This window comes from Pseudomonas sp. Pseusp9, assembly GCF_059491265.1.
The window spans coordinates 16,398-40,785 of record NZ_CP168500.1 but is presented as its reverse complement, the minus strand read 5'-3'; the positions used below and the strand labels follow the sequence as shown (position 1 = coordinate 40,785).

The window sequence follows — 24,388 nt, the reverse complement described above, 5'->3', positions numbered from 1 at the left end:
TTGGCTAACAATTGAACAATGAAGGTCCTGCTCAATTCATACCGGGCAATTGGACCTTGGGCTTCACGTCGTTCTGCACAACGGATGCCAATGGTGCGACCACTCCCTGGCTCTTGAGCAACTCGCCCATGGTCGCCTTGATTCGGTACTGAGTAAATAACTGAATGTTCTTGATCTCCGCCAGACGGCGAGAAGAGGTGAACAGTTCGTTCTCGCTGTCGAGCAAATCAAGCAGGGTGCGCTCGCCAAGGCTGAACTGACGCTGATAAGCGGTACGCACGGCGGTGCTGTGGTCGACATACTGCTGGGCGATCGGCACCTGCGCGTTGGCGTTGTTCAGGGCGTTCCAGGCCAGGCCCAACTCTTCATTCAATTGGCGCAGGGCGTTGTTGCGGATATCAAGCGCCTGGTTCGACAGATAGGACTTGGACTCCAGATCTGCCTTGTTGCTGCCGCCGGAATACAGGTTGAAGCGCATGCGCAGCATGGCTTGCCATTCGTTGTTGTGGCCATTCTGGCCATCAATGTCGTTGTCTGCGGTGCGACCCAACTCAGCATCGAAGCGCGGGTAGAAAGTCGACTTGGCCGTGTCGTACTGCTTCTCGGCAGCGGCGATGTCGGATTCGGCCGAGCGCAGGATCGGGCTGTTTTCCAGCATCTGCGCCCGGGCTTCATTCAGATTGGCCGGCATCAGCGCCAGGAAACTCGCCGGACGCTCCAGTTGATCCGGCATCCGGCCGACAGCGGAGAGGAAGTTGGTTTCGGCGTCAGCCAGGTTGGTCTGCTCGGTGATCAGATTGTTGCGCGCCTGAGCCATCCGCGCCTCCGCCTGATCGAGGTCGGCGCCGCTGCCGACCCCACGCTGGGTGCGCAGCTGGATCTGGTCGTAAATACGTTGGTGGCTCTTGAGGTTGTCCTCGGCCAGGCGCACGAATTCGCGACGGGTCAGCACATCAAGATAGACCTGCACCACTGTCAGCCCGGTACGCTCGGAAGTACTCAACAGCGAATAGGCGCGGGAGTTGACGGTGGCTTGTTGACGCCCGACTTCGCTGGACGTCGCAAAACCGTCAAAAACCATTTGGGTCAGACGCAAGTTTGACTCACTGCGATTCAGGGTTTCCCAGTGATTATTGCTGCCGTCCGTTCGCGTGGTCACGCTATCGGTGCCTTCACGACCATAACCGCCCAGCAGGTCGACCCGTGGCAGGTATCCACCTTTCGCAGCCTTCAACTGATAATCCGCAGCCAATCGACTATTGACGCCTGCCTGGACCTCCGGATGGACATCCAGCGCTTGTTGCATGGCTTCTGGCAGGGATTGCGCCTGAACGAAAGACGCGGCGAGGGCGAAAGGTATAGCCATGAACAAAGGCGGACGCATTGTAGGAATTTCCCAGGACTTCTTGTCTTGAATCACAGTAAAAGAACGCGCTGTGTCGGAAGATGGCAAGCGGAATGACCGCATGTCGGAAGGTTCAAAAGCGGAACTGGATCACATACCGAGGACGAGTCACAGCGTAAATATCAATGTGACATTACTGGGGCGATTGTTTAGGATGGATCCAAGAAGGTCAATAGATTGGCATAAAGTTAATAGCGAAAAAATATAGCCAAATTATTGACGAATCAATGCGTCAAACTTGTGCATCTATTTTGCAATGTACGTCCAGACTGGTCGGCGCAAACGCTATCAGGTCTATGGAAGTCAACTGAACGTGACACCCCGGAGAGTCTTCAATGAGCAGTGTTGTTGCCATCGTCAAAAGCATTGTTGGTCAGGTTTTCGTGGTGTCCCCCGAGGGCATCCGCCGCGTTCTCGTTGAAGGCGACAAACTCTTCGCCGGTGACCAGGTCGACACTGGCCTTTCCGGTGCCGTGTCCCTGGAACTGGCCGATGGCCGTACCCTCGATCTGGGCCGTGACACTCAGTGGAGCGCAGGCGCTCCGGACTCCGGCACTGATCTGGCAGCCGCGACCGCGCAAGCCGCGCCGTCCGTAGAAGAGCTGCAGCAAGCCATTGTCGCCGGCGCCGACCCGACCAAAGACCTTGAAGCCACCGCTGCGGGTCCGACGGCGGCAGGCTCTGGTGGTGCCGCGGGTGGCGGTCACAGCTTCGTGGTGCTCGACGCCACCGCTGGCCGCGTCGACCCGACCATCGGCTTCCCGACCAACGGCCCTGATTCCACTGCTACTCCCGCTACGTTCGATACTGGCAACCCGAACATCACGAACATCACGACCATCAACGCTCCGAGCATACTGACCGCGGATACTGGCACTCTGGCGGAAGACAGCGTCGCGACAGGCAATGTCCTGAACAACGATAGCGATGCCGAGACGCCGCTCAGCGTCACCGGCTTCACCATCGCCGGCGTGACCGGCAGTTTCACCGCAGGCCAGACAGCGGCCATCATCGGCGTCGGTACGCTGACCATCGGTGCCAATGGCAACTACACCTTTACTCCGGACGCCAACTACAACGGTGCTGTACCGCAAATCACGTACACCACCAACACCGGCTCTAGCAGCACCCTGGATCTCACCGTGACGGCGGTCGATGATCCGAGCGTTTTGACTACCGACACCCAAACCATTGCTGAAGACACTGCTGCGATCGGCAACGTGCTGAGCAACGACAGCGACATCGATAACGTCCTGAGCGTGGTCAACTTCACCATCGACGGTGTTCCTGGCACTTTCAACGCCGGCACCACGGCAACCATCGCCAACGTTGGTACCCTGATCATCGCCGCGAACGGTGCCTATACCTTTACCCCGGACGCCAACTACAACGGCACAGTGCCGACGGTCAGCTACACCGTCACCGACGGTTCGGGTACCGATGTCACTTCGACCCTGAACATCAACGTCACCCCGGTCGACGACAGCTTCACCGATGCCAGCGAAAGCGTGACCACCAACGAAGACACCGCCTTGACCGGCAGCGTCCTCACTGGCACGAGCAGCGTCGATGGCCCGGTCAGCGTGGTGAATTTCACCATCGACGGTGTTCCTGGCACTTTCAACGCTGGCAGCACAGCAACCATCGCCAATGTCGGCACCTTGGTCATCGCGGCGAACGGCGCCTACACCTTCACCCCGGACGCCAACTACAACGGCAGCGTGCCAACGGTGAGCTACACCGTCACCGACGGTTCGGGCACCGATGTCACCTCGACCCTGAATATCAACGTCACGCCGGTCGATGACAGCTTCACCGATGCCAGCGAAAGCGTGACCACCAACGAAGACACCGCCTTGACCGGCAGCGTCCTCACTGGCACGAGCAGCGTCGATGGCCCGGTCAGCGTGGTGAATTTCACCATCGACGGTGTTCCTGGCACTTTCAACGCCGGCACCACGGCAACCATCGCCAACGTTGGTACCCTGGTCATCGGGACCAACGGCGCTTACACCTTCACCCCGGCCGTCGACTACAACGGCACGGTGCCAACCGTGAGCTACACCGTCACCGACGGTTCGGGCACCGATGTCACTTCGACCCTGAATATCAGCGTCACCCCGGTCGACGACAGCTTCACCGACGCCAGCGAAAGCGTGACCACCACCGAAGACACCACCGTCAGCGGCAGCGTGTTGACGGGCACCTTGAGCGTCGACGGCCAGGTCAGCGTGGTCAACTTCACCATCGGTGAAACCACCTACGCCGCTGGCAGCACAGCAACCATCGCCAACGTTGGTACCCTGGTCATCGGGACCAACGGCGCTTACACCTTCACCCCGGCCGTCGACTACAACGGCACGGTGCCAACCGTGAGCTACACCGTCACCGACGGTTCCGGCACCGATGTCACCTCGACCCTGGCCATCAACGTCACCCCGGTCGATGACAGCTTCACCGACGCCAGCGAAAACGTGACCACCGCCGAAGACACCGCCGTCACCGGCAGTGTGTTGACGGGCACCTTGAGCGTCGACGGCCAGGTCAGCGTGGTCAACTTCACGGTTGGCGGCACCCAGTTCCAGGCCGGTGAAACCGCAACCATCGCCAATGTCGGTACCCTGGTCATCGGGACCAACGGCGCCTACACCTTCACGCCTGCGGAGAATTACAACGGCAGCGTGCCGACCGTCACCTACACCCTCACCGACGGTTCGGGTACCGATGTCACCTCGACCCTGAACATCAGCGTCACCCCGGTCGACGACAGCTTCACCGACATCAGTGAAAGCGTGACCACCGCCGAAGACACCGCCGTCACCGGCAGCGTGTTGACGGGCACCTTGAGCGTCGACGGCCAGGTCAGTGTGGTCAACTTCACGGTTGGCGGCACCCAGTTCCAGGCCGGTGAAACCGCAACCATCGCCAATGTCGGTACCCTGGTCATCGGGACCAACGGCGCCTACTCCTTCACGCCTGCGGAGAATTACAACGGCACGGTGCCAACGGTGAGCTACACCGTCACCGACGGTTCGGGCACCGATGTCACCTCGACCCTGAATATCAACGTCACGCCGGTCGATGACAGCTTCACCGATGCCAGCGAAAGCGTGACCACCAACGAAGACACCGCCGTCACCGGCAGCGTGTTGACGGGCACCTTGAGCGTCGACGGCCAGGTCAGTGTGGTGAATTTCACCATCGGTGAAACCACCTACGCCGCCGGCAGCACCGCAACCATCGCCAACGTTGGTACCCTGGTCATCGGGACCAACGGCGCTTACACCTTCACCCCGGCCGTCGACTACAACGGCACGGTGCCAACCGTGAGCTACACCGTCACCGACGGTTCGGGTACCGATGTCACCTCGACCCTGAATATCAACGTCACGCCGGTCGATGACAGCTTCACCGACGCTAGCGAAAGCGTGACCACCGCCGAAGACGCCGTCTTGACCGGCAGCGTCCTCACTGGCACGAGCAGCGTCGACGGTCAGGTCAGCGTGGTCAATTTCACCATCGGTGAAACCACCTACGCCGCCGGCAGCACGGCAACCATCGCCAACGTTGGTACCCTGATCATCGCCGCGAACGGTGCCTATACCTTTACCCCGGACGCCAACTACAACGGCACAGTGCCGACGGTCAGCTACACCGTCACCGACGGTTCGGATACCGATGTCACTTCGACCCTGGCCATCAGCGTCACGCCGGTCGATGACAGCTTCACCGATGCCAGCGAAAGCGTGACCACCAACGAAGACACTGCTGTCACCGGCAGTGTGTTGACGGGCACCTCGAGCGTTGACGGCCAGGTCAGCGTGGTGAATTTCACCATCGGTGAAACCACCTACGCCGCCGGCAGCACGGCAACCATCGCCAATGTCGGCAGCCTGGTCATCGGCGCCAACGGCGCCTACACCTTCACGCCTGCGGAGAATTACAACGGCACGGTGCCAACGGTGAGCTACACCGTCACCGACGGTTCGGGCACCGATGTCACCTCGACCCTGAATATCAACGTCACGTCGGTCGATGACAGCTTCACCGATGCCAGCGAAAGCGTGACCACCGCCGAAGACACCGCCGTCACCGGCAGTGTGTTGACGGGCACCTTGAGCGTCGACAGCCAGGTCAGTGTGGTCAACTTCACCATCGGTGAAACCACCTACACCGCTGGCAGCACAGCAACCATCGCCAATGTCGGCACCCTGGTGATCGGCGCCAACGGCGCCTACTCCTTCACGCCTGCGGAGAATTACAACGGCACAGTGCCAACGGTCAGCTACACCGTCACCGACGGTTCGGGCACCGATGTCACCTCGACCCTGACCATCAACGTCACCCCGGTCGACGACAGCTTCACCGACGCTAGCGAAAGCGTGACCACCGCCGAAGACACCGCCGTCACCGGCAGTGTGTTGACGGGCACCTTGAGCGTCGACGGCCAGGTCAGCGTGGTCAACTTCACCATCGGTGAAACCACCTACGCCGCTGGCAGCACAGCAACCATCGCCAACGTTGGTACCCTGGTCATCGGGACCAACGGCGCTTACACCTTCACCCCGGCCGTCGACTACAACGGCACGGTGCCAACCGTGAGCTACACCGTCACCGACGGTTCCGGCACCGATGTCACCTCGACCCTGAATATCAACGTCACCCCGGTCGATGACAGCTTCACCGACGCTAGCGAAAGCGTGACCACCGCCGAAGACGCCGTCTTGACCGGCAGCGTCCTCACTGGCACGAGCAGCGTCGACGGTCAGGTCAGCGTGGTCAATTTCACCATCGGTGAAACCACCTACGCCGCCGGCAGCACGGCAACCATCGCCAACGTTGGTACCCTGATCATCGCCGCGAACGGTGCCTATACCTTTACCCCGGACGCCAACTACAACGGCACAGTGCCGACGGTCAGCTACACCGTCACCGACGGTTCGGATACCGATGTCACTTCGACCCTGGCCATCAGCGTCACGCCGGTCGATGACAGCTTCACCGATGCCAGCGAAAGCGTGACCACCAACGAAGACACTGCTGTCACCGGCAGTGTGTTGACGGGCACCTCGAGCGTTGACGGCCAGGTCAGCGTGGTGAATTTCACCATCGGTGAAACCACCTACGCCGCCGGCAGCACGGCAACCATCGCCAATGTCGGCAGCCTGGTCATCGGCGCCAACGGCGCCTACACCTTCACGCCTGCGGAGAATTACAACGGCACGGTGCCAACGGTGAGCTACACCGTCACCGACGGTTCGGGCACCGATGTCACCTCGACCCTGAATATCAACGTCACGCCGGTCGATGACAGCTTCACCGATGCCAGCGAAAGCGTGACCACCGCCGAAGACACCGCCGTCACCGGCAGTGTGTTGACGGGCACCTTGAGCGTCGACAGCCAGGTCAGTGTGGTCAACTTCACCATCGGTGAAACCACCTACGCCGCTGGCAGCACAGCAACCATCGCCAACGTTGGTACCCTGGTCATCGGGACCAACGGCGCTTACACCTTCACCCCGGCCGTCGACTACAACGGCACGGTGCCAACCGTGAGCTACACCGTCACCGACGGTTCGGGCACCGATGTCACCTCGACCCTGAATATCAACGTCACGCCGGTCGATGACAGCTTCACCGATGCCAGCGAAAGCGTGACCACCAACGAAGACACCGCCTTGACCGGCAGCGTCCTCACTGGCACGAGCAGCGTCGATGGCCCGGTCAGCGTGGTGAATTTCACCATCGGTGAAACCACCTACGCCGCCGGCAGCACGGCAACCATCGCCAACGTCGGTACCCTGGTCATCGGGACCAACGGCGCCTACACCTTCACGCCTGCGGAGAATTACAACGGCAGCGTGCCGACCGTCAGCTACACCGTCACCGACGGTTCCGGCACCGATGTCACCTCGACCCTGACCATCAGCGTCACCCCGGTCGACGACAGCTTCACCGACGCCAACGAAACGGTCTCGACCCTGGAAGACACCGCCGTCACCGGCAGCGTGTTGACGGGCACCTTGAGCGTCGACGGCCAGGTCAGTGTGGTCAACTTCACCATTGGTGAAACCACCTACGCCGCCGGCAGCACGGCAACCATCGCCAACGTCGGTACCCTGGTCATCGGCGCCAACGGCGCCTACACCTTCACCCCGGACGCCAATTACAACGGCAGCGTGCCAACGGTCAGCTACACCGTCACCGACGGTTCCGGCACCGATGTCACCTCGACCCTGGCCATCAGCGTCACCCCGGTCGACGACAGCTTCACCGACGCCAACGAAAGCGTGACCACCAACGAAGACACCGCCGTCACCGGCAGCGTGTTGACGGGCACCTTGAGCGTCGACGGCCCGGTCAGCGTGGTGAATTTCACCATCGGTGAAACCACCTACGCCGCCGGCAGCACGGCAACCATCGCCAACGTCGGTACCCTGGTCATCGGGACCAACGGCGCCTACACCTTCACGCCTGCGGAGAATTACAACGGCAGCGTGCCGACCGTCAGCTACACCGTCACCGACGGTTCGGGCACCGATGTCACCTCGACCCTGACCATCAGCGTCACCCCGGTCGACGACAGCTTCACCGACGCCAACGAAACGGTCTCGACCCTGGAAGACACCGCCGTCACCGGCAGCGTGTTGACGGGCACCTTGAGCGTCGACGGCCAGGTCAGTGTGGTCAACTTCACCATTGGTGAAACCACCTACGCCGCCGGCAGCACGGCAACCATCGCCAACGTCGGTACCCTGGTCATCGGCGCCAACGGCACCTACACCTTCACGCCAGACGCCAATTACAACGGCACGGTGCCAACCGTGAGCTACACCGTCACCGACGGTTCCGGCACCGATGTCACCTCGACCCTGACCATCAACGTCACCCCGGTCGACGACAGCTTCACCGATGCCAGCGAAAGCGTGACCACCGCCGAAGACGCCGCCGTCACCGGCAGCGTGTTGACGGGCACCTCGAGCGTCGACGGCCAGGTCAGCGTGGTCAACTTCACGGTTGGCGGCACCCAGTTCCAGGCCGGTGAAACCGCAACCATCGCCAACGTCGGTACCCTGATGATCGGCACCAACGGCGCCTATACCTTCACGCCGGACGCCAACTACAACGGCAGCGTGCCAACCGTGAGCTACACCGTCACTGACGGTTCCGGCACCGACGTCACCTCGACCCTGACCATCAGCGTCACCCCGGTCGACGACAGCTTCACCGACGCCAGCGAAAGCGTAACCACCAACGAAGACACCGCCGTCACCGGCAGCGTCCTCACTGGCACGAGCAGCGTCGACGGCCAGGTCAGCGTGGTCAACTTCACCATCGACGGTGTTCCTGGAACTTTCAACGCCGGCCAGACCGCGACCATTACCAACGTCGGCACCCTGATGATCGGCACCAACGGCGCCTATACCTTCACGCCAGACGCCAATTACAACGGCAGCGTGCCAACCGTGAGCTACACCGTCACCGACGGTTCCGGCACCGATGTCACCTCGACCCTGACCATCAGCGTCACGCCGGTCGACGACAGCTTCACCGATGCCAGCGAAACGGTCTCGACCCTGGAAGACACCGCCGTCACCGGCAGCGTCCTCAGCGGCACCTTGAGCGTCGATGGCCAGGTCAGCGTGGTCAACTTCACCATCGGTGAAACCACCTACACCGCTGGCAGCACAGCAACCATCGCCAATGTCGGCACCCTGGTGATCGGGACCAACGGCGCCTATACCTTCACGCCAGACGCCAATTACAACGGCAGCGTGCCAACGGTCAGCTACACCGTCACCGACGGTTCGGGCACCGATGTCACCTCGACCCTGACCATCAGCGTCACCCCGGTCGACGACAGCTTCACCGACGCCAGCGAAAGCGTGACCACCACCGAAGACACCACCGTCAGCGGCAGCGTGTTGACGGGCACCTTGAGCGTCGACGGCCAGGTCAGCGTGGTCAACTTCACCATCGGTGAAACCACCTACGCCGCCGGCAGCACGGCAACCATCGCCAACGTTGGTACCCTGGTCATCGGGACCAACGGCGCTTACACCTTCACGCCGGACGCCAACTACAACGGCAGCGTGCCAACGGTGAGCTACACCGTCACCGACGGTTCGGGCACCGATGTCACCTCGACCCTGGCCATCAGCGTCACGCCGGTCGATGACAGCTTCACCGACGCTAGCGAAAGCGTGACCACCGCCGAAGACGCCGTCTTGACCGGCAGCGTCCTCAGCGGCACGAACAGCGTCGACGGCCAGGTCAGCGTGGTCAGCTTCACGGTTGGCGGCACCCAGTTCCAAGCCGGTGAAACCGCAACCATCGCCAACGTCGGTACCCTGGTCATCGGCGCCAACGGCGCCTACTCCTTCACGCCTGCGGAGAATTACAACGGCAGCGTGCCAACCGTGAGCTACACCGTCACCGACGGTTCCGGCACCGACGTCACCTCGACCCTGAACATCAGCGTCACCCCGGTCGACGACAGCTTCACCGATGCCAGCGAAAGCGTGACCACCGCCGAAGACGCCGTCTTGACCGGCAGCGTGTTGACGGGCACCTCGAGCGTTGACGGCCAGGTCAGCGTGGTCAACTTCACCATCGGTGAAACCACCTACGCCGCCGGCAGCACGGCAACCATCGCCAATGTCGGCACCTTGGTCATCGCGGCGAACGGCACCTACACCTTCACGCCTGCGGAGAATTACAACGGCAGCGTGCCAACCGTGAGCTACACCGTCACCGACGGTTCCGGCACCGATGTCACCTCGACCCTGGCCATCAGCGTCACGCCGGTCGATGACAGCTTCACCGATGCCAGCGAAACGGTCTCGACCCTGGAAGACACTGCCATCAGCGGCAGTGTCCTCAGCGGCACGAACAGCGTCGACGGCCAGGTCAGCGTGGTGAATTTCACCATCGACGGTGTTCCTGGCACTTTCAACGCCGGCCAGACCGCGACCATTACCAACGTCGGCACCCTGATGATCGGCACCAACGGCGCCTATACCTTCACCCCGGACGCCAACTACAACGGCACGGTGCCAACCGTGAGCTACACCGTCACCGACGGTTCCGGCACCGATGTCACCTCGACCCTGACCATCAGCGTCACCCCGGTCGACGACAGCTTCACCGATGCCAGCGAAACGGTCTCGACCCTGGAAGACACCGCCGTCACCGGCAGCGTCCTCAGCGGCACCTTGAGCGTCGACGGCCAGGTCAGTGTGGTCAACTTCACCATCGGTGAAACCACCTACGCCGCTGGCAGCACAGCAACCATCGCCAATGTCGGCACCTTGGTCATCGCGGCGAACGGCGCCTACACCTTCACCCCGGACGCCAACTACAACGGCAGCGTGCCAACGGTCAGCTACACCGTCACCGACGGTTCGGGTACCGATGTCACTTCGACCCTGAATATCAGCGTCACCCCGGTCGACGACAGCTTCACCGATGCCAGCGAAAGCGTGACCACCAACGAAGACACCGCCGTCAGCGGCAGCGTCCTTAGCGGCACCTTGAGCGTCGATGGCCAGGTCAGCGTGGTCAACTTCACGGTTGGCGGCACCCAGTTCCAGGCCGGTGAAACCGCAACCATCGCCAATGTCGGCACCCTGGTGATCGGGACCAACGGCGCCTACACCTTCACGCCTGCGGAGAATTACAACGGCACGGTGCCGACGGTCAGCTACACCGTCACCGACGGTTCGGGTACCGATGTCACCTCGACCCTGAACATCAGCGTCACCCCGGTCGACGACAGCTTCACCGATGCCAGCGAAAGCGTGACCACCGCCGAAGACACCGCCGTCAGCGGCAGCGTGTTGACGGGCACCTCGAGCGTCGACGGCCAGGTCAGCGTGGTCAACTTCACGGTTGGCGGCACCCAGTTCCAGGCCGGTGAAACCGCAACCATCGCCAACGTTGGTACCCTGGTGATCGGGACCAACGGCGCCTATACCTTCACGCCGGACGCCAACTACAACGGCAGCGTGCCAACGGTGAGCTACACCGTCACCGACGGTTCGGGTACCGATGTCACTTCGACCCTGGCCATCAGCGTCACGCCGGTCGATGACAGCTTCACCGATGCCAGCGAAAGCGTGACCACCAACGAAGACACCATCGTCACCGGCAGCGTGTTGACGGGCACCTCGAGCGTTGACGGCCAGGTCAGCGTGGTCAACTTCACCATCGGTGAAACCACCTACGCCGCCGGCAGCACGGCAACCATCGCCAATGTCGGCACCTTGGTCATCGCGGCGAACGGCACCTACACCTTCACGCCTGCGGAGAATTACAACGGCAGCGTGCCAACCGTGAGCTACACCGTCACCGACGGTTCCGGCACCGATGTCACCTCGACCCTGGCCATCAGCGTCACGCCGGTCGATGACAGCTTCACCGATGCCAGCGAAACGGTCTCGACCCTGGAAGACACTGCCATCAGCGGCAGTGTCCTCAGCGGCACGAACAGCGTCGACGGCCAGGTCAGCGTGGTGAATTTCACCATCGACGGTGTTCCTGGCACTTTCACCGCCGGCCAGACCGCAACCATCGCCAATGTCGGCACCCTGGTCATCGCGGCCAACGGCGCTTACACCTTCACGCCAGCCGAGAATTACAACGGCAGCGTGCCAACCGTGAGCTACACCGTCACCGACGGTTCGGGCACCGACGTCACCTCGACCCTGACCATCAGCGTCACCCCGGTCGACGACAGCTTCACCGATGCCAGCGAAACGGTCTCGACCCTGGAAGACACCGCCGTCACCGGCAGCGTCCTCAGCGGCACCTTGAGCGTCGACGGCCAGGTCAGTGTGGTCAACTTCACCATCGGTGAAACCACCTACGCCGCTGGCAGCACAGCAACCATCGCCAATGTCGGCACCTTGGTCATCGCGGCGAACGGCGCCTACACCTTCACCCCGGACGCCAACTACAACGGCAGCGTGCCAACGGTCAGCTACACCGTCACCGACGGTTCGGGCACCGATGTCACCTCGACCCTGACCATCAGCGTCACCCCGGTCGACGACAGCTTCACCGACGCCAGCGAAAGCGTGACCACCACCGAAGACACCACCGTCAGCGGCAGCGTGTTGACGGGCACCTTGAGCGTCGACGGCCAGGTCAGCGTGGTCAACTTCACCATCGGTGAAACCACCTACGCCGCTGGCAGCACAGCAACCATCGCCAACGTTGGTACCCTGGTCATCGGGACCAACGGCGCTTACACCTTCACCCCGGCCGTCGACTACAACGGCACGGTGCCAACCGTGAGCTACACCGTCACCGACGGTTCCGGCACCGATGTCACCTCGACCCTGGCCATCAACGTCACCCCGGTCGATGACAGCTTCACCGACGCCAGCGAAAACGTGACCACCGCCGAAGACACCGCCGTCACCGGCAGTGTGTTGACGGGCACCTTGAGCGTCGACGGCCAGGTCAGCGTGGTCAACTTCACCATCGGTGACACCACCTACGCCGCTGGCAGCACAGCAACCATCGCCAACGTTGGTACCCTGGTCATCGGGACCAACGGCGCTTACACCTTCACCCCGGCCGTCGACTACAACGGCACGGTGCCAACCGTGAGCTACACCGTCACCGACGGTTCGGGCACCGATGTCACTTCGACCCTGAATATCAGCGTCACCCCGGTCGACGACAGCTTCACCGATGCCAGCGAAACGGTCTCGACCCTGGAAGACACCGCCGTCACCGGCAGCGTCCTCAGCGGCACCTTGAGCGTCGATGGCCAGGTCAGCGTGGTCAGCTTCACGGTTGGCGGCACCCAGTTCCAAGCCGGTGAAACCGCAACCATCGCCAATGTCGGTACCCTGGTCATCGGCGCCAACGGCGCCTACACCTTCACCCCGGACGCCAATTACAACGGCAGCGTGCCAACGGTCAGCTACACCGTCACCGACGGTTCCGGCACCGATGTCACCTCGACCCTGAACATCAGCGTCACCCCGGTCGACGACAGCTTCACCGACGCCAACGAAAGCGTGACCACCAACGAAGACACCGCCGTCACCGGCAGCGTGTTGACGGGCACCTTGAGCGTCGACGGCCAGGTCAGTGTGGTGAATTTCACCATCGGTGAAACCACCTACGCCGCCGGCAGCACGGCAACCATCGCCAACGTTGGTACCCTGGTCATCGGGACCAACGGCGCCTACACCTTCACGCCTGCGGAGAATTACAACGGCAGCGTGCCGACCGTCACCTACACCGTCACCGACGGTTCGGGTACCGATGTCACCTCGACCCTGACCATCAACGTCACCCCGGTCGACGACAGCTTCACCGACGCCAGCGAAAGCGTGATCACCGCCGAAGACGCCGCCGTCACCGGCAGCGTCCTCAGCGGCACCTTGAGCGTCGATGGCCAGGTCAGCGTGGTCAGCTTCACGGTTGGCGGCACCCAGTTCCAAGCCGGTGAAACCGCAACCATCGCCAATGTCGGTACCCTGGTCATCGGCGCCAACGGCGCCTACACCTTCACCCCGGACGCCAATTACAACGGCAGCGTGCCAACGGTCAGCTACACCGTCACCGACGGTTCCGGTACCGATGTCACCTCGACCCTGACCATCAACGTCACCCCGGTCGACGACAGCTTCACCGACGCCAACGAAACGGTCTCGACCCTGGAAGACACCGCCGTCACCGGCAGCGTGTTGACGGGCACCTTGAGCGTCGACGGCCAGGTCAGTGTGGTCAACTTCACCATTGGTGAAACCACCTACGCCGCCGGCAGCACGGCAACCATCGCCAACGTCGGTACCCTGGTCATCGGCGCCAACGGCACCTACACCTTCACGCCTGCGGAGAATTACAACGGCACGGTGCCAACCGTGAGCTACACCGTCACCGACGGTTCCGGCACCGACGTCACCTCGACCCTGACCATCAGCGTCACTCCGGTCGACGACAGCTTCACCGATGCCAGCGAAAGCGTGACCACCGCCGAAGACGCCGTCTTGACCGGCAGCGTCCTCACTGGCACGAGCAGCGTCGACGGTCAGGTCAGCGTGGTCAATTTCACCATCGGTGAAACCACCTACGCCGCCGGCAGCACGGCAACCATCGCCAACGTTGGTACCCTGATCATCGCCGCGAACGGTGCCTATACCTTTACCCCGGACGCCAACTACAACGGCACAGTGCCGACGGTCAGCTACACCGTCACCGACGGTTCGGGTACCGATGTCACTTCGACCCTGGCCATCAGCGTCACGCCGGTCGATGACAGCTTCACCGATGCCAGCGAAAGCGTGACCACCAACGAAGACACCATCGTCACCGGCAGCGTGTTGACGGGCACCTCGAGCGTTGACGGCCAGGTCAGCGTGGTCAACTTCACCATCGACGGTGTTCCTGGCACTTTCAACGCCGGCCAGACCGCGACCATTACCAACGTCGGCACCCTGATGATCGGCACCAACGGCGCCTATACCTTCACCCCGGACGCCAACTACAACGGCACGGTGCCAACCGTGAGCTACACCGTCACCGACGGTTCCGGCACCGATGTCACCTCGACCCTGACCATCAGCGTCACCCCGGTCGACGACAGCTTCACCGACGCCAACGAAACGGTCTCGACCCTGGAAGACACCGCCGTCACCGGCAGCGTGTTGACGGGCACCTTGAGCGTCGACGGCCAGGTCAGTGTGGTCAACTTCACCATTGGTGAAACCACCTACGCCGCCGGCAGCACGGCAACCATCGCCAACGTCGGTACCCTGGTCATCGGCGCCAACGGCGCCTACACCTTCACCCCGGACGCCAATTACAACGGCAGCGTGCCAACGGTCAGCTACACCGTCACCGACGGTTCCGGCACCGATGTCACCTCGACCCTGGCCATCAGCGTCACCCCGGTCGACGACAGCTTCACCGACGCCAACGAAAGCGTGACCACCAACGAAGACACCGCCGTCACCGGCAGCGTGTTGACGGGCACCTTGAGCGTCGACGGCCCGGTCAGCGTGGTGAATTTCACCATCGGTGAAACCACCTACGCCGCCGGCAGCACGGCAACCATCGCCAACGTTGGTACCCTGATCATCGCCGCGAACGGTGCCTATACCTTTACCCCGGACGCCAACTACAACGGCACAGTGCCGACGGTCAGCTACACCGTCACCGACGGTTCGGGTACCGATGTCACTTCGACCCTGGCCATCAGCGTCACGCCGGTCGATGACAGCTTCACCGATGCCAGCGAAAGCGTGACCACCAACGAAGACACTGCTGTCACCGGCAGTGTGTTGACGGGCACCTCGAGCGTTGACGGCCAGGTCAGCGTGGTGAATTTCACCATCGGTGAAACCACCTACGCCGCCGGCAGCACGGCAACCATCGCCAATGTCGGCAGCCTGGTCATCGGCGCCAACGGCGCCTACACCTTCACGCCTGCGGAGAATTACAACGGCACGGTGCCAACCGTGAGCTACACCGTCACCGACGGTTCCGGCACCGACGTCACCTCGACCCTGACCATCAGCGTCACTCCGGTCGACGACAGCTTCACCGATGCCAGCGAAAGCGTGACCACCGCCGAAGACGCCGTCTTGACCGGCAGCGTCCTCACTGGCACGAGCAGCGTCGACGGTCAGGTCAGCGTGGTCAATTTCACCATCGGTGAAACCACCTACGCCGCCGGCAGCACGGCAACCATCGCCAACGTTGGTACCCTGATCATCGCCGCGAACGGTGCCTATACCTTTACCCCGGACGCCAACTACAACGGCACAGTGCCGACGGTCAGCTACACCGTCACCGACGGTTCGGGTACCGATGTCACTTCGACCCTGGCCATCAGCGTCACGCCGGTCGATGACAGCTTCACCGATGCCAGCGAAAGCGTGACCACCAACGAAGACACCATCGTCACCGGCAGCGTGTTGACGGGCACCTCGAGCGTTGACGGCCAGGTCAGCGTGGTCAACTTCACCATCGACGGTGTTCCTGGCACTTTCAACGCCGGCCAGACCGCGACCATTACCAACGTCGGCACCCTGATGATCGGCACCAACGGCGCCTATACCTTCACCCCGGACGCCAACTACAACGGCACGGTGCCAACCGTGAGCTACACCGTCACCGACGGTTCCGGCACCGATGTCACCTCGACCCTGACCATCAGCGTCACCCCGGTCGACGACAGCTTCACCGATGCCAGCGAAACGGTCTCGACCCTGGAAGACACCGCCGTCACCGGCAGCGTCCTCAGCGGCACCTTGAGCGTCGACGGCCAGGTCAGTGTGGTCAACTTCACCATCGGTGAAACCACCTACGCCGCTGGCAGCACAGCAACCATCGCCAATGTCGGCACCTTGGTCATCGCGGCGAACGGCGCCTACACCTTCACCCCGGACGCCAACTACAACGGCAGCGTGCCAACGGTCAGCTACACCGTCACCGACGGTTCGGGTACCGATGTCACTTCGACCCTGAATATCAGCGTCACCCCGGTCGACGACAGCTTCACCGATGCCAGCGAAAGCGTGACCACCAACGAAGACACCGCCGTCAGCGGCAGCGTCCTTAGCGGCACCTTGAGCGTCGATGGCCAGGTCAGCGTGGTCAACTTCACGGTTGGCGGCACCCAGTTCCAGGCCGGTGAAACCGCAACCATCGCCAATGTCGGCACCCTGGTGATCGGGACCAACGGCGCCTACACCTTCACGCCTGCGGAGAATTACAACGGCACGGTGCCGACGGTCAGCTACACCGTCACCGACGGTTCGGGTACCGATGTCACCTCGACCCTGAACATCAGCGTCACCCCGGTCGACGACAGCTTCACCGATGCCAGCGAAAGCGTGACCACCGCCGAAGACACCGCCGTCAGCGGCAGCGTGTTGACGGGCACCTCGAGCGTCGACGGCCAGGTCAGCGTGGTCAACTTCACGGTTGGCGGCACCCAGTTCCAGGCCGGTGAAACCGCAACCATCGCCAACGTTGGTACCCTGGTGATCGGGACCAACGGCGCCTATACCTTCACGCCGGACGCCAACTACAACGGCAGCGTGCCAACGGTGAGCTACACCGTCACCGACGGTTCCGGTACCGATGTCACTTCGACCCTGGCCATCAACGTCACGCCGGTCGATGACAGCTTCACCGACGCTAGCGAAAGCGTGACCACCGCCGAAGACACCGCCGTCAGCGGCAGCGTGTTGACGGGCACCTCGAGCGTCGACGGCCAGGTCAGCGTGGTCAACTTCACGGTTGGCGGCACCCAGTTCCAGGCCGGTGAAACCGCAACCATCGCCAACGTTGGTACCCTGGTGATCGGGACCAACGGCGCCTATACCTTCACGCCGGACGCCAACTACAACGGCAGCGTGCCAACGGTGAGCTACACCGTCACCGACGGTTCCGGTACCGATGTCACTTCGACCCTGGCCATCAACGTCACGCCGGTCGATGACAGCTTCACCGACGCTAGCGAAAGCGTGACCACCGCCGAAGACACCGCCGTCACCGGCAGTGTGTTGACGGGCACCTTGAGCGTCGACGGCCAGGTCAGCGTGGTCAACTTCACCATCGGTGAAACCACCTACGCCGCCGGCAGCACGGCAACCATTGCCAATGTCGGCACCCTGGTCATCGCGGCCAACGGCGCTTACACCTTCACGCCAGCCGAGAATTACAACGGCAGCGTGCCAACCGTGAGCTACACCGTCACCGACGGTTCGGGCACCGATGTCACCTCGACCCTGACCATCAGCGTCACCCCGGTCGACGACAGCTTCACCGACGCCAGCGAAAGCGTAACCACCAACGAAGACACCATCGTCACCGGCAGCGTGTTGACGGGCACCTCGAGCGTCGATGGCCAGGTCAGCGTGGTCAACTTCACGGTTGGCGGCACCCAGTTCCAGGCCGGTGAAACCGCAACCATCGCCAACGTTGGTACCCTGGTGATCGGGACCAACGGCGCCTATACCTTCACGCCGGACGCCAACTACAACGGCAGCGTGCCAACGGTGAGCTACACCGTCACCGACGGTTCCGGCACCAACGACACTTCGACCCTGACCATCAGCGTCACCCCGGTCGACGACAGCTTCACCGATGCCAGCGAAACGGTCTCGACCCTGGAAGACACCGCCGTCACCGGCAGTGTGTTGACGGGCACCTCGAGCGTCGACGGCCAGGTCAGTGTGGTCAACTTCACGGTTGGCGGCACCCAGTTCCAAGCCGGTGAAACCGCAACCATCGCCAACGTCGGTACCCTGGTCATCGGGACCAACGGCGCTTACACCTTCACGCCAGACGCCAATTACAATGGCAGCGTGCCAACGGTCAGCTACACCGTCACCGACGGTTCGGGCACCGATGTCACCTCGACCCTGACCATCAGCGTCACCCCGGTCGACGACAGCTTCACCGACGCCAGCGAAAGCGTAACCACCAACGAAGACACCGCCGTCACCGGCAGCGTCCTCAGCGGCACCTTGAGCGTCGACGGCCAGGTCAGCGTGGTCAACTTCACCATCAGTGAAACCACCTACGCCGCTGGCAGCACAGCAACCATCACCAATGTCGGCACCTTGGTCATCGCGGCGAACGGCGCCTATACCTTCACGCCGGACGCCAACTACAACGGCAGCGTGCCAACGGTCAGCTACACCGTCACCGACGGTTCGGGCACAGATGTCACCTCGACCCTGACCATCAGCGTCACCCCGGTCGACGACAGCTTCACCGACGCCAACGAAACGGTCTCGACCCTGGAAGACACCGCCGTCACCGGCAGCGTCCTCAGCGGCACCTTGAGCGTCGACGGCCAGGTCAGCGTGGTCAACTTCATCATCAGTGAAACCACCTACGCCGCTGGCAGCACAGCAACCATCACCAATGTCGGCACCTTGGTCATCGCGGCGAACGGCGCCTACACCTTCACCCCGGACGCCAACTACAACGGCAGCGTGCCAACGGTGAGCTACACCGTCACCGACGGTTCGGGTACCGATGTCACTTCGACCCTGAATATCAGCGTCACCCCGGTCGACGACAGCTTCACCGACGCCAGCGAAAGCGTGACCACCGCTGAAGACACTGCCTTGACCGGCAGCGTCCTCACTGGCACGAGCAGCGTTGACGGCCAGGTCAGTGTGGTCAACTTCACGGTTGGCGGCACCCAGTTCCAGGCCGGTGAAACCGCAACCATCGCCAATGTCGGTACCCTGGTCATCGGCGCCAACGGCGCCTATACCTTCACCCCGGACGCCAACTACAACGGCACAGTGCCAACGGTCAGCTACACCGTCACCGACGGTTCCGGCACCGATGTCACCTCGACCCTGAACATCAGCGTCACCCCGGTCGACGACAGCTTCACCGATGCCAGCGAAAGCGTGACCACCGCTGAAGACACCGCCTTGACCGGCAGCGTCCTCACTGGCACGAGCAGCGTCGATGGCCCGGTCAGCGTGGTCAACTTCACCATCGGTACGACCACTTACGCCGCCGGCACCACGGCGACCATCGCCAATGTCGGCACCCTGGTCATCGCGGCGAACGGCGCTTACACCTTCACCCCGGCCGCCAACTACAACGGCACGGTGCCAACGGTCACCTACACCGTCACCGACGGTTCCGGCACCAACGACACTTCGACCCTGAACATCAGCGTCACCCCGGTCGACGACAGCTTCACCGATGCCAGCGAAAGCGTGACCACCAACGAAGACACTGCCTTGACCGGCAGTGTGTTGACGGGCACGAGCAGCGTCGATGGCCCGGTCAGCGTGGTCAACTTCACCATCGGTACGACCACTTACGCCGCCGGCACCACGGCGACCATCGCCAATGTCGGCACCCTGGTCATCGCGGCGAACGGCGCTTACACCTTCACCCCGGCCGCCAACTACAACGGCACGGTGCCAACGGTCACCTACACCGTCACCGACGGTTCCGGCACCGACGACACCTCGACCCTGAACATCAGCGTCACCCCGGTCGATGACAGCTTCACCGATGCCAGCGAAAGCGTGACCACCAACGAAGACACTGCCTTGACCGGCAGTGTGTTGACGGGCACGAGCAGCGTCGATGGCCCGGTCAGCGTGGTCAACTTCACCATCGGTACGACCACTTACGCCGCCGGCACCACGGCGACCATCGCCAATGTCGGCACCCTGGTCATCGCGGCGAACGGCGCTTACACCTTCACCCCGGCCGCCAACTACAACGGCACGGTGCCAACGGTCACCTACACCGTCACCGACGGTTCCGGCACCGACGGTTCCGGCACCGACGACACCTCGACCCTGAACATCAGCGTCACCCCAGTCGATGACAGCTTCACCGATGCCAGCGAAAGCGTGACCACCAACGAAGACACTGCCTTGACCGGCAGTGTGTTGACGGGCACGAGCAGCGTCGATGGCCCGGTCAGCGTGGTCAACTTCACCATCGGTACGACCACTTACGCCGCCGGCACCACGGCGACCATCGCCAATGTCGGCACCCTGGTCATCGCGGCGAACGGCGCTTACACCTTCACCCCGGCCGCCAACTACAACGGCACGGTGCCAACGGTCACCTACACCGTCACCGACGGTTCGGGCACCGACGACACCTCGACCCTGAACATCAGCGTCACCCCGGTCGATGACAGCTTCACCGATGCCAGCGAAAGCGTGACCACCAACGAAGACACTGCCTTGACCGGCAGTGTGTTGACGGGCACGAGCAGCGTCGATGGCCCGGTCAGCGTGGTCAACTTCACCATCGGTACGACCACTTACGCCGCCGGCACCACGGCGACCATCGCCAACGTTGGTACCTTGGTCATCGGCGCCAACGGCGCCTACACCTTCACCCCGGCCGCCAACTACAACGGCACGGTGCCAACGGTCACCTACACCGTCACCGACGGTTCCGGCACCAACGACACTTCGACCCTGAACATCAGCGTCACCCCGGTCGATGACAGCTTCACCGATGCCAGCGAAAGCGTGACCACCAACGAAGACACTGCCTTGACCGGCAGTGTGTTGACGGGCACGAGCAGCGTCGATGGCCCGGTCAGCGTGGTCAACTTCACCATCGGTACGACCACTTACGCCGCCGGCACCACGGCGACCATCGCCAACGTTGGTACCTTGGTCATCGGCGCCAACGGCGCCTACACCTTCACCCCGGCCGCCAACTACAACGGCACGGTGCCAACGGTCACCTACACCGTCACCGACGGTTCGGGCACCGACGACACCTCGACCCTGAACATCAGCGTCACCCCGGTCGATGACAGCTTCACCGATGCCAGCGAAAGCGTGACCACCAACGAAGACACCGCCTTGACCGGCAGCGTCCTCACTGGCACGAGCAGCGTTGACGGCCCGGTCAGCGTGGTCAACTTCACCATCGGTACGACCACTTACGCGGCCGGCACCACGGCGACCATCGCCAACGTCGGTACCCTGGTCATCGGCGCCAACGGCGCCTACACCTTCACCCCGGCCGCCAACTACAACGGCACGGTGCCAACGGTAACCTACACCGTCACCGACGGTTCGGGCACCAACGACACCTCGACCCTGAACATCAGCGTCACACCAGTCGATGACCCGAGTGTGCTGGCTGCTGACCTCAATACCACCCTTGAGGACAAGATCGCCGCCGGTAACGTACTGACCAACGACCGCGATGTGGATAACGTTCTCAGCGTGACCAAGTTCACCATTGGTGGCATCGACTACACCGCCGGGAATACTGCTACGATCGCAAACGTGGGCAGGCTGACTCTCGGTGCCAACGGTGACTACACCTTTACCCCCGCCGACAATTGGAGTGGCAAGGTTCCGACAGTGACCTACACCACCAATACCGGTTCAAGCACCACGCTGGACATCAGTGTGACCGCGGTCGCGGATACACCGATCGTGTCCGCCACCACGACTCAGGTGGCCGAGAACAGCAGCATCGCGTTGGGCTTGAAGGTAACGTCAGTGGACACTGATGGCTCTGAAACCCAGACCATTACCTCGATCGGCGGCATCCCGGCAGGTGCGACCCTGACCGATGGTACGCACACCTTTATCGGCACAACCGGTAACGGCGTCGTCAACCTCAGCGGGTGGGACGTGAGCAAGTTGAGCTACACCCCGGCACCGTACGCCACCGGTACCAACACGCTGACAGTTACGGCCATTTCGACCGAGAGCCAGGGTGATTCGGCCATCAATACGACGCAGATTCCGATCACGATCAATCCAGCGGTCTATAACCAGATCACTGCCACAGCAGGTAATGACACCGTCACCGGCACCGACGGCAATGACATCATCGTCGCCGATATCGGTGGCCTGACCGTAGTGCCAGGCACCAACTACAACATCGCGTTCATGGTCGACAGCTCCGGCAGCATGAGTTCCTCGTCGATCAACTCGGCCAAGGACTCGCTGACGTCGGTGTTCAACACCCTCAAGCAAAGTCTGGGCAGCAACTCGGGTACGGTGAACATCTTCCTGGTGGACTTCGACACCCAGGTCAACAAGTCGGTATCGGTCAACCTCAATGACCCGAATGCGCTGACCCAGCTGAAGGCGATCCTGGACTCGATGTCGTCCGGCGGCGGCACCAACTACGAGGACGTGTTCAAAACCACGGCCAACTGGTTCCAGAGTGCCGATGCGGTGGCGAACACCGGGGCGAAGAACCTCACGTATTTCATTACTGACGGCAAGCCGACTTACTACCAGAGCGGCGAGTCGACCAACCCGACCCTGTATAGCGGCAAAACCCTCGATAGCCTGATCACCACCAGCAATTATCAATTGGGTAAAGCGGTCACCCTGTACCCCGACAGCACGCACCAGATCGACATTACCGCCTCGGGCTACGTGACGGTCTATAGCAAGAACGGCAACGGCAACGGCAATAACTGGTCCTCCAAGGACTTCGGCTATCTGCATGCCCAGGGCGACGGCACCTACGAGTTCTCGGGGCGTGACGGCGACGGCGGTAGCACCGACGCGGACACCATCAGCAACTCCACCAGCAGCTTCACGCTGCTGAGCAACCTGTCGAACGTCGAGGCCATTGGCCTCAATAGCGGCGTGAGCCTCAGCGACCTGAAGCCGTACGACTCGGATAAAACGCCACAAACCAACATCGATCCGAAGGATCTGGCCAATTCGATCATCGGCCACACAGAAGCGACGCTGCCGGGGAACGACACTGTCAGCGGTGGCGACGGCAACGATCTCCTGTTCGGCGACCTGGTGAGCTTCAACGGCATCGCCGGCGAGGGTTACCAGGCGATGCAAGCCTTCGTGGCGCAGCAAACCGGCGTGGACGTCAGCAAAGTCACCACCAGCAACGTGCACCAGTTCATCACCGAGCATTACACCGCGTTCGACGTGTCCGGTGCCCATGACGGCAATGACACCCTACTGGGCGGTGCCGGCAATGACATCCTGTTCGGCTCGGGCGGTACCGATATCCTCGACGGTGGCAAGGGCAATGACATCCTGCTCGGCGGCACCGGCAACGACTCGCTGATGGGCGGACAGGGCAACGACATCCTGATCGGTGGTTCCGGTGGTGATACCTTCGTCTGGAAAGCGGGCGACACCGGCAGCGACGTGATCAAGGACTTCAATGCCAGCGAAGGCGACCGGATCGACTTGCGTGATCTGCTGCAGGGTGAATCCGGCAGTACCATCGACAACTTCCTGAAGATCTCCACGGTCGATGGCGTGTCGTCGCTGCAAGTCAGCTCGGCCGGCCAGTTCAACTCGGGCAACGCCGCAGCCGCCACGCCGGACGTGACGATCAAACTGGAGGGTAATAACTGGTCAAGCGCCAACCTGCACAACCTGATTGCCGGTAGCGACCCGACCATCAAGATCGATCACAACAACAGCTGATGCATGAAAACGGCCGCTCCTTATGGGGCGGCCGTCACGTTTGCGTCCACTGCCCGGT

General features: G+C 62.2%; 2 protein-coding genes. One reads left to right on the top strand and one right to left on the bottom strand.

What is annotated here, in order from left to right; genetic code table 11:
• Positions 1-31: 31 nt before the first annotated feature.
• Positions 32-1,384, bottom strand: a complete 1,353-nt coding sequence (locus ACEN8E_RS00080) for a TolC family outer membrane protein (protein WP_495590938.1) — start codon at positions 1,382-1,384, stop codon at positions 32-34.
• A gap of 356 nt (positions 1,385-1,740) precedes the next feature.
• Between ACEN8E_RS00080 and ACEN8E_RS00075 the strand changes: the two genes are divergently transcribed.
• The gene (locus ACEN8E_RS00075) at positions 1,741-24,330 is read left to right on the top strand and encodes a cadherin-like domain-containing protein (RefSeq protein WP_495590937.1); all 22,590 of its coding nucleotides are present in this window, start codon (positions 1,741-1,743) and stop codon (positions 24,328-24,330) included.
• The last annotated feature ends 58 nt before the right edge of the window (positions 24,331-24,388 follow it).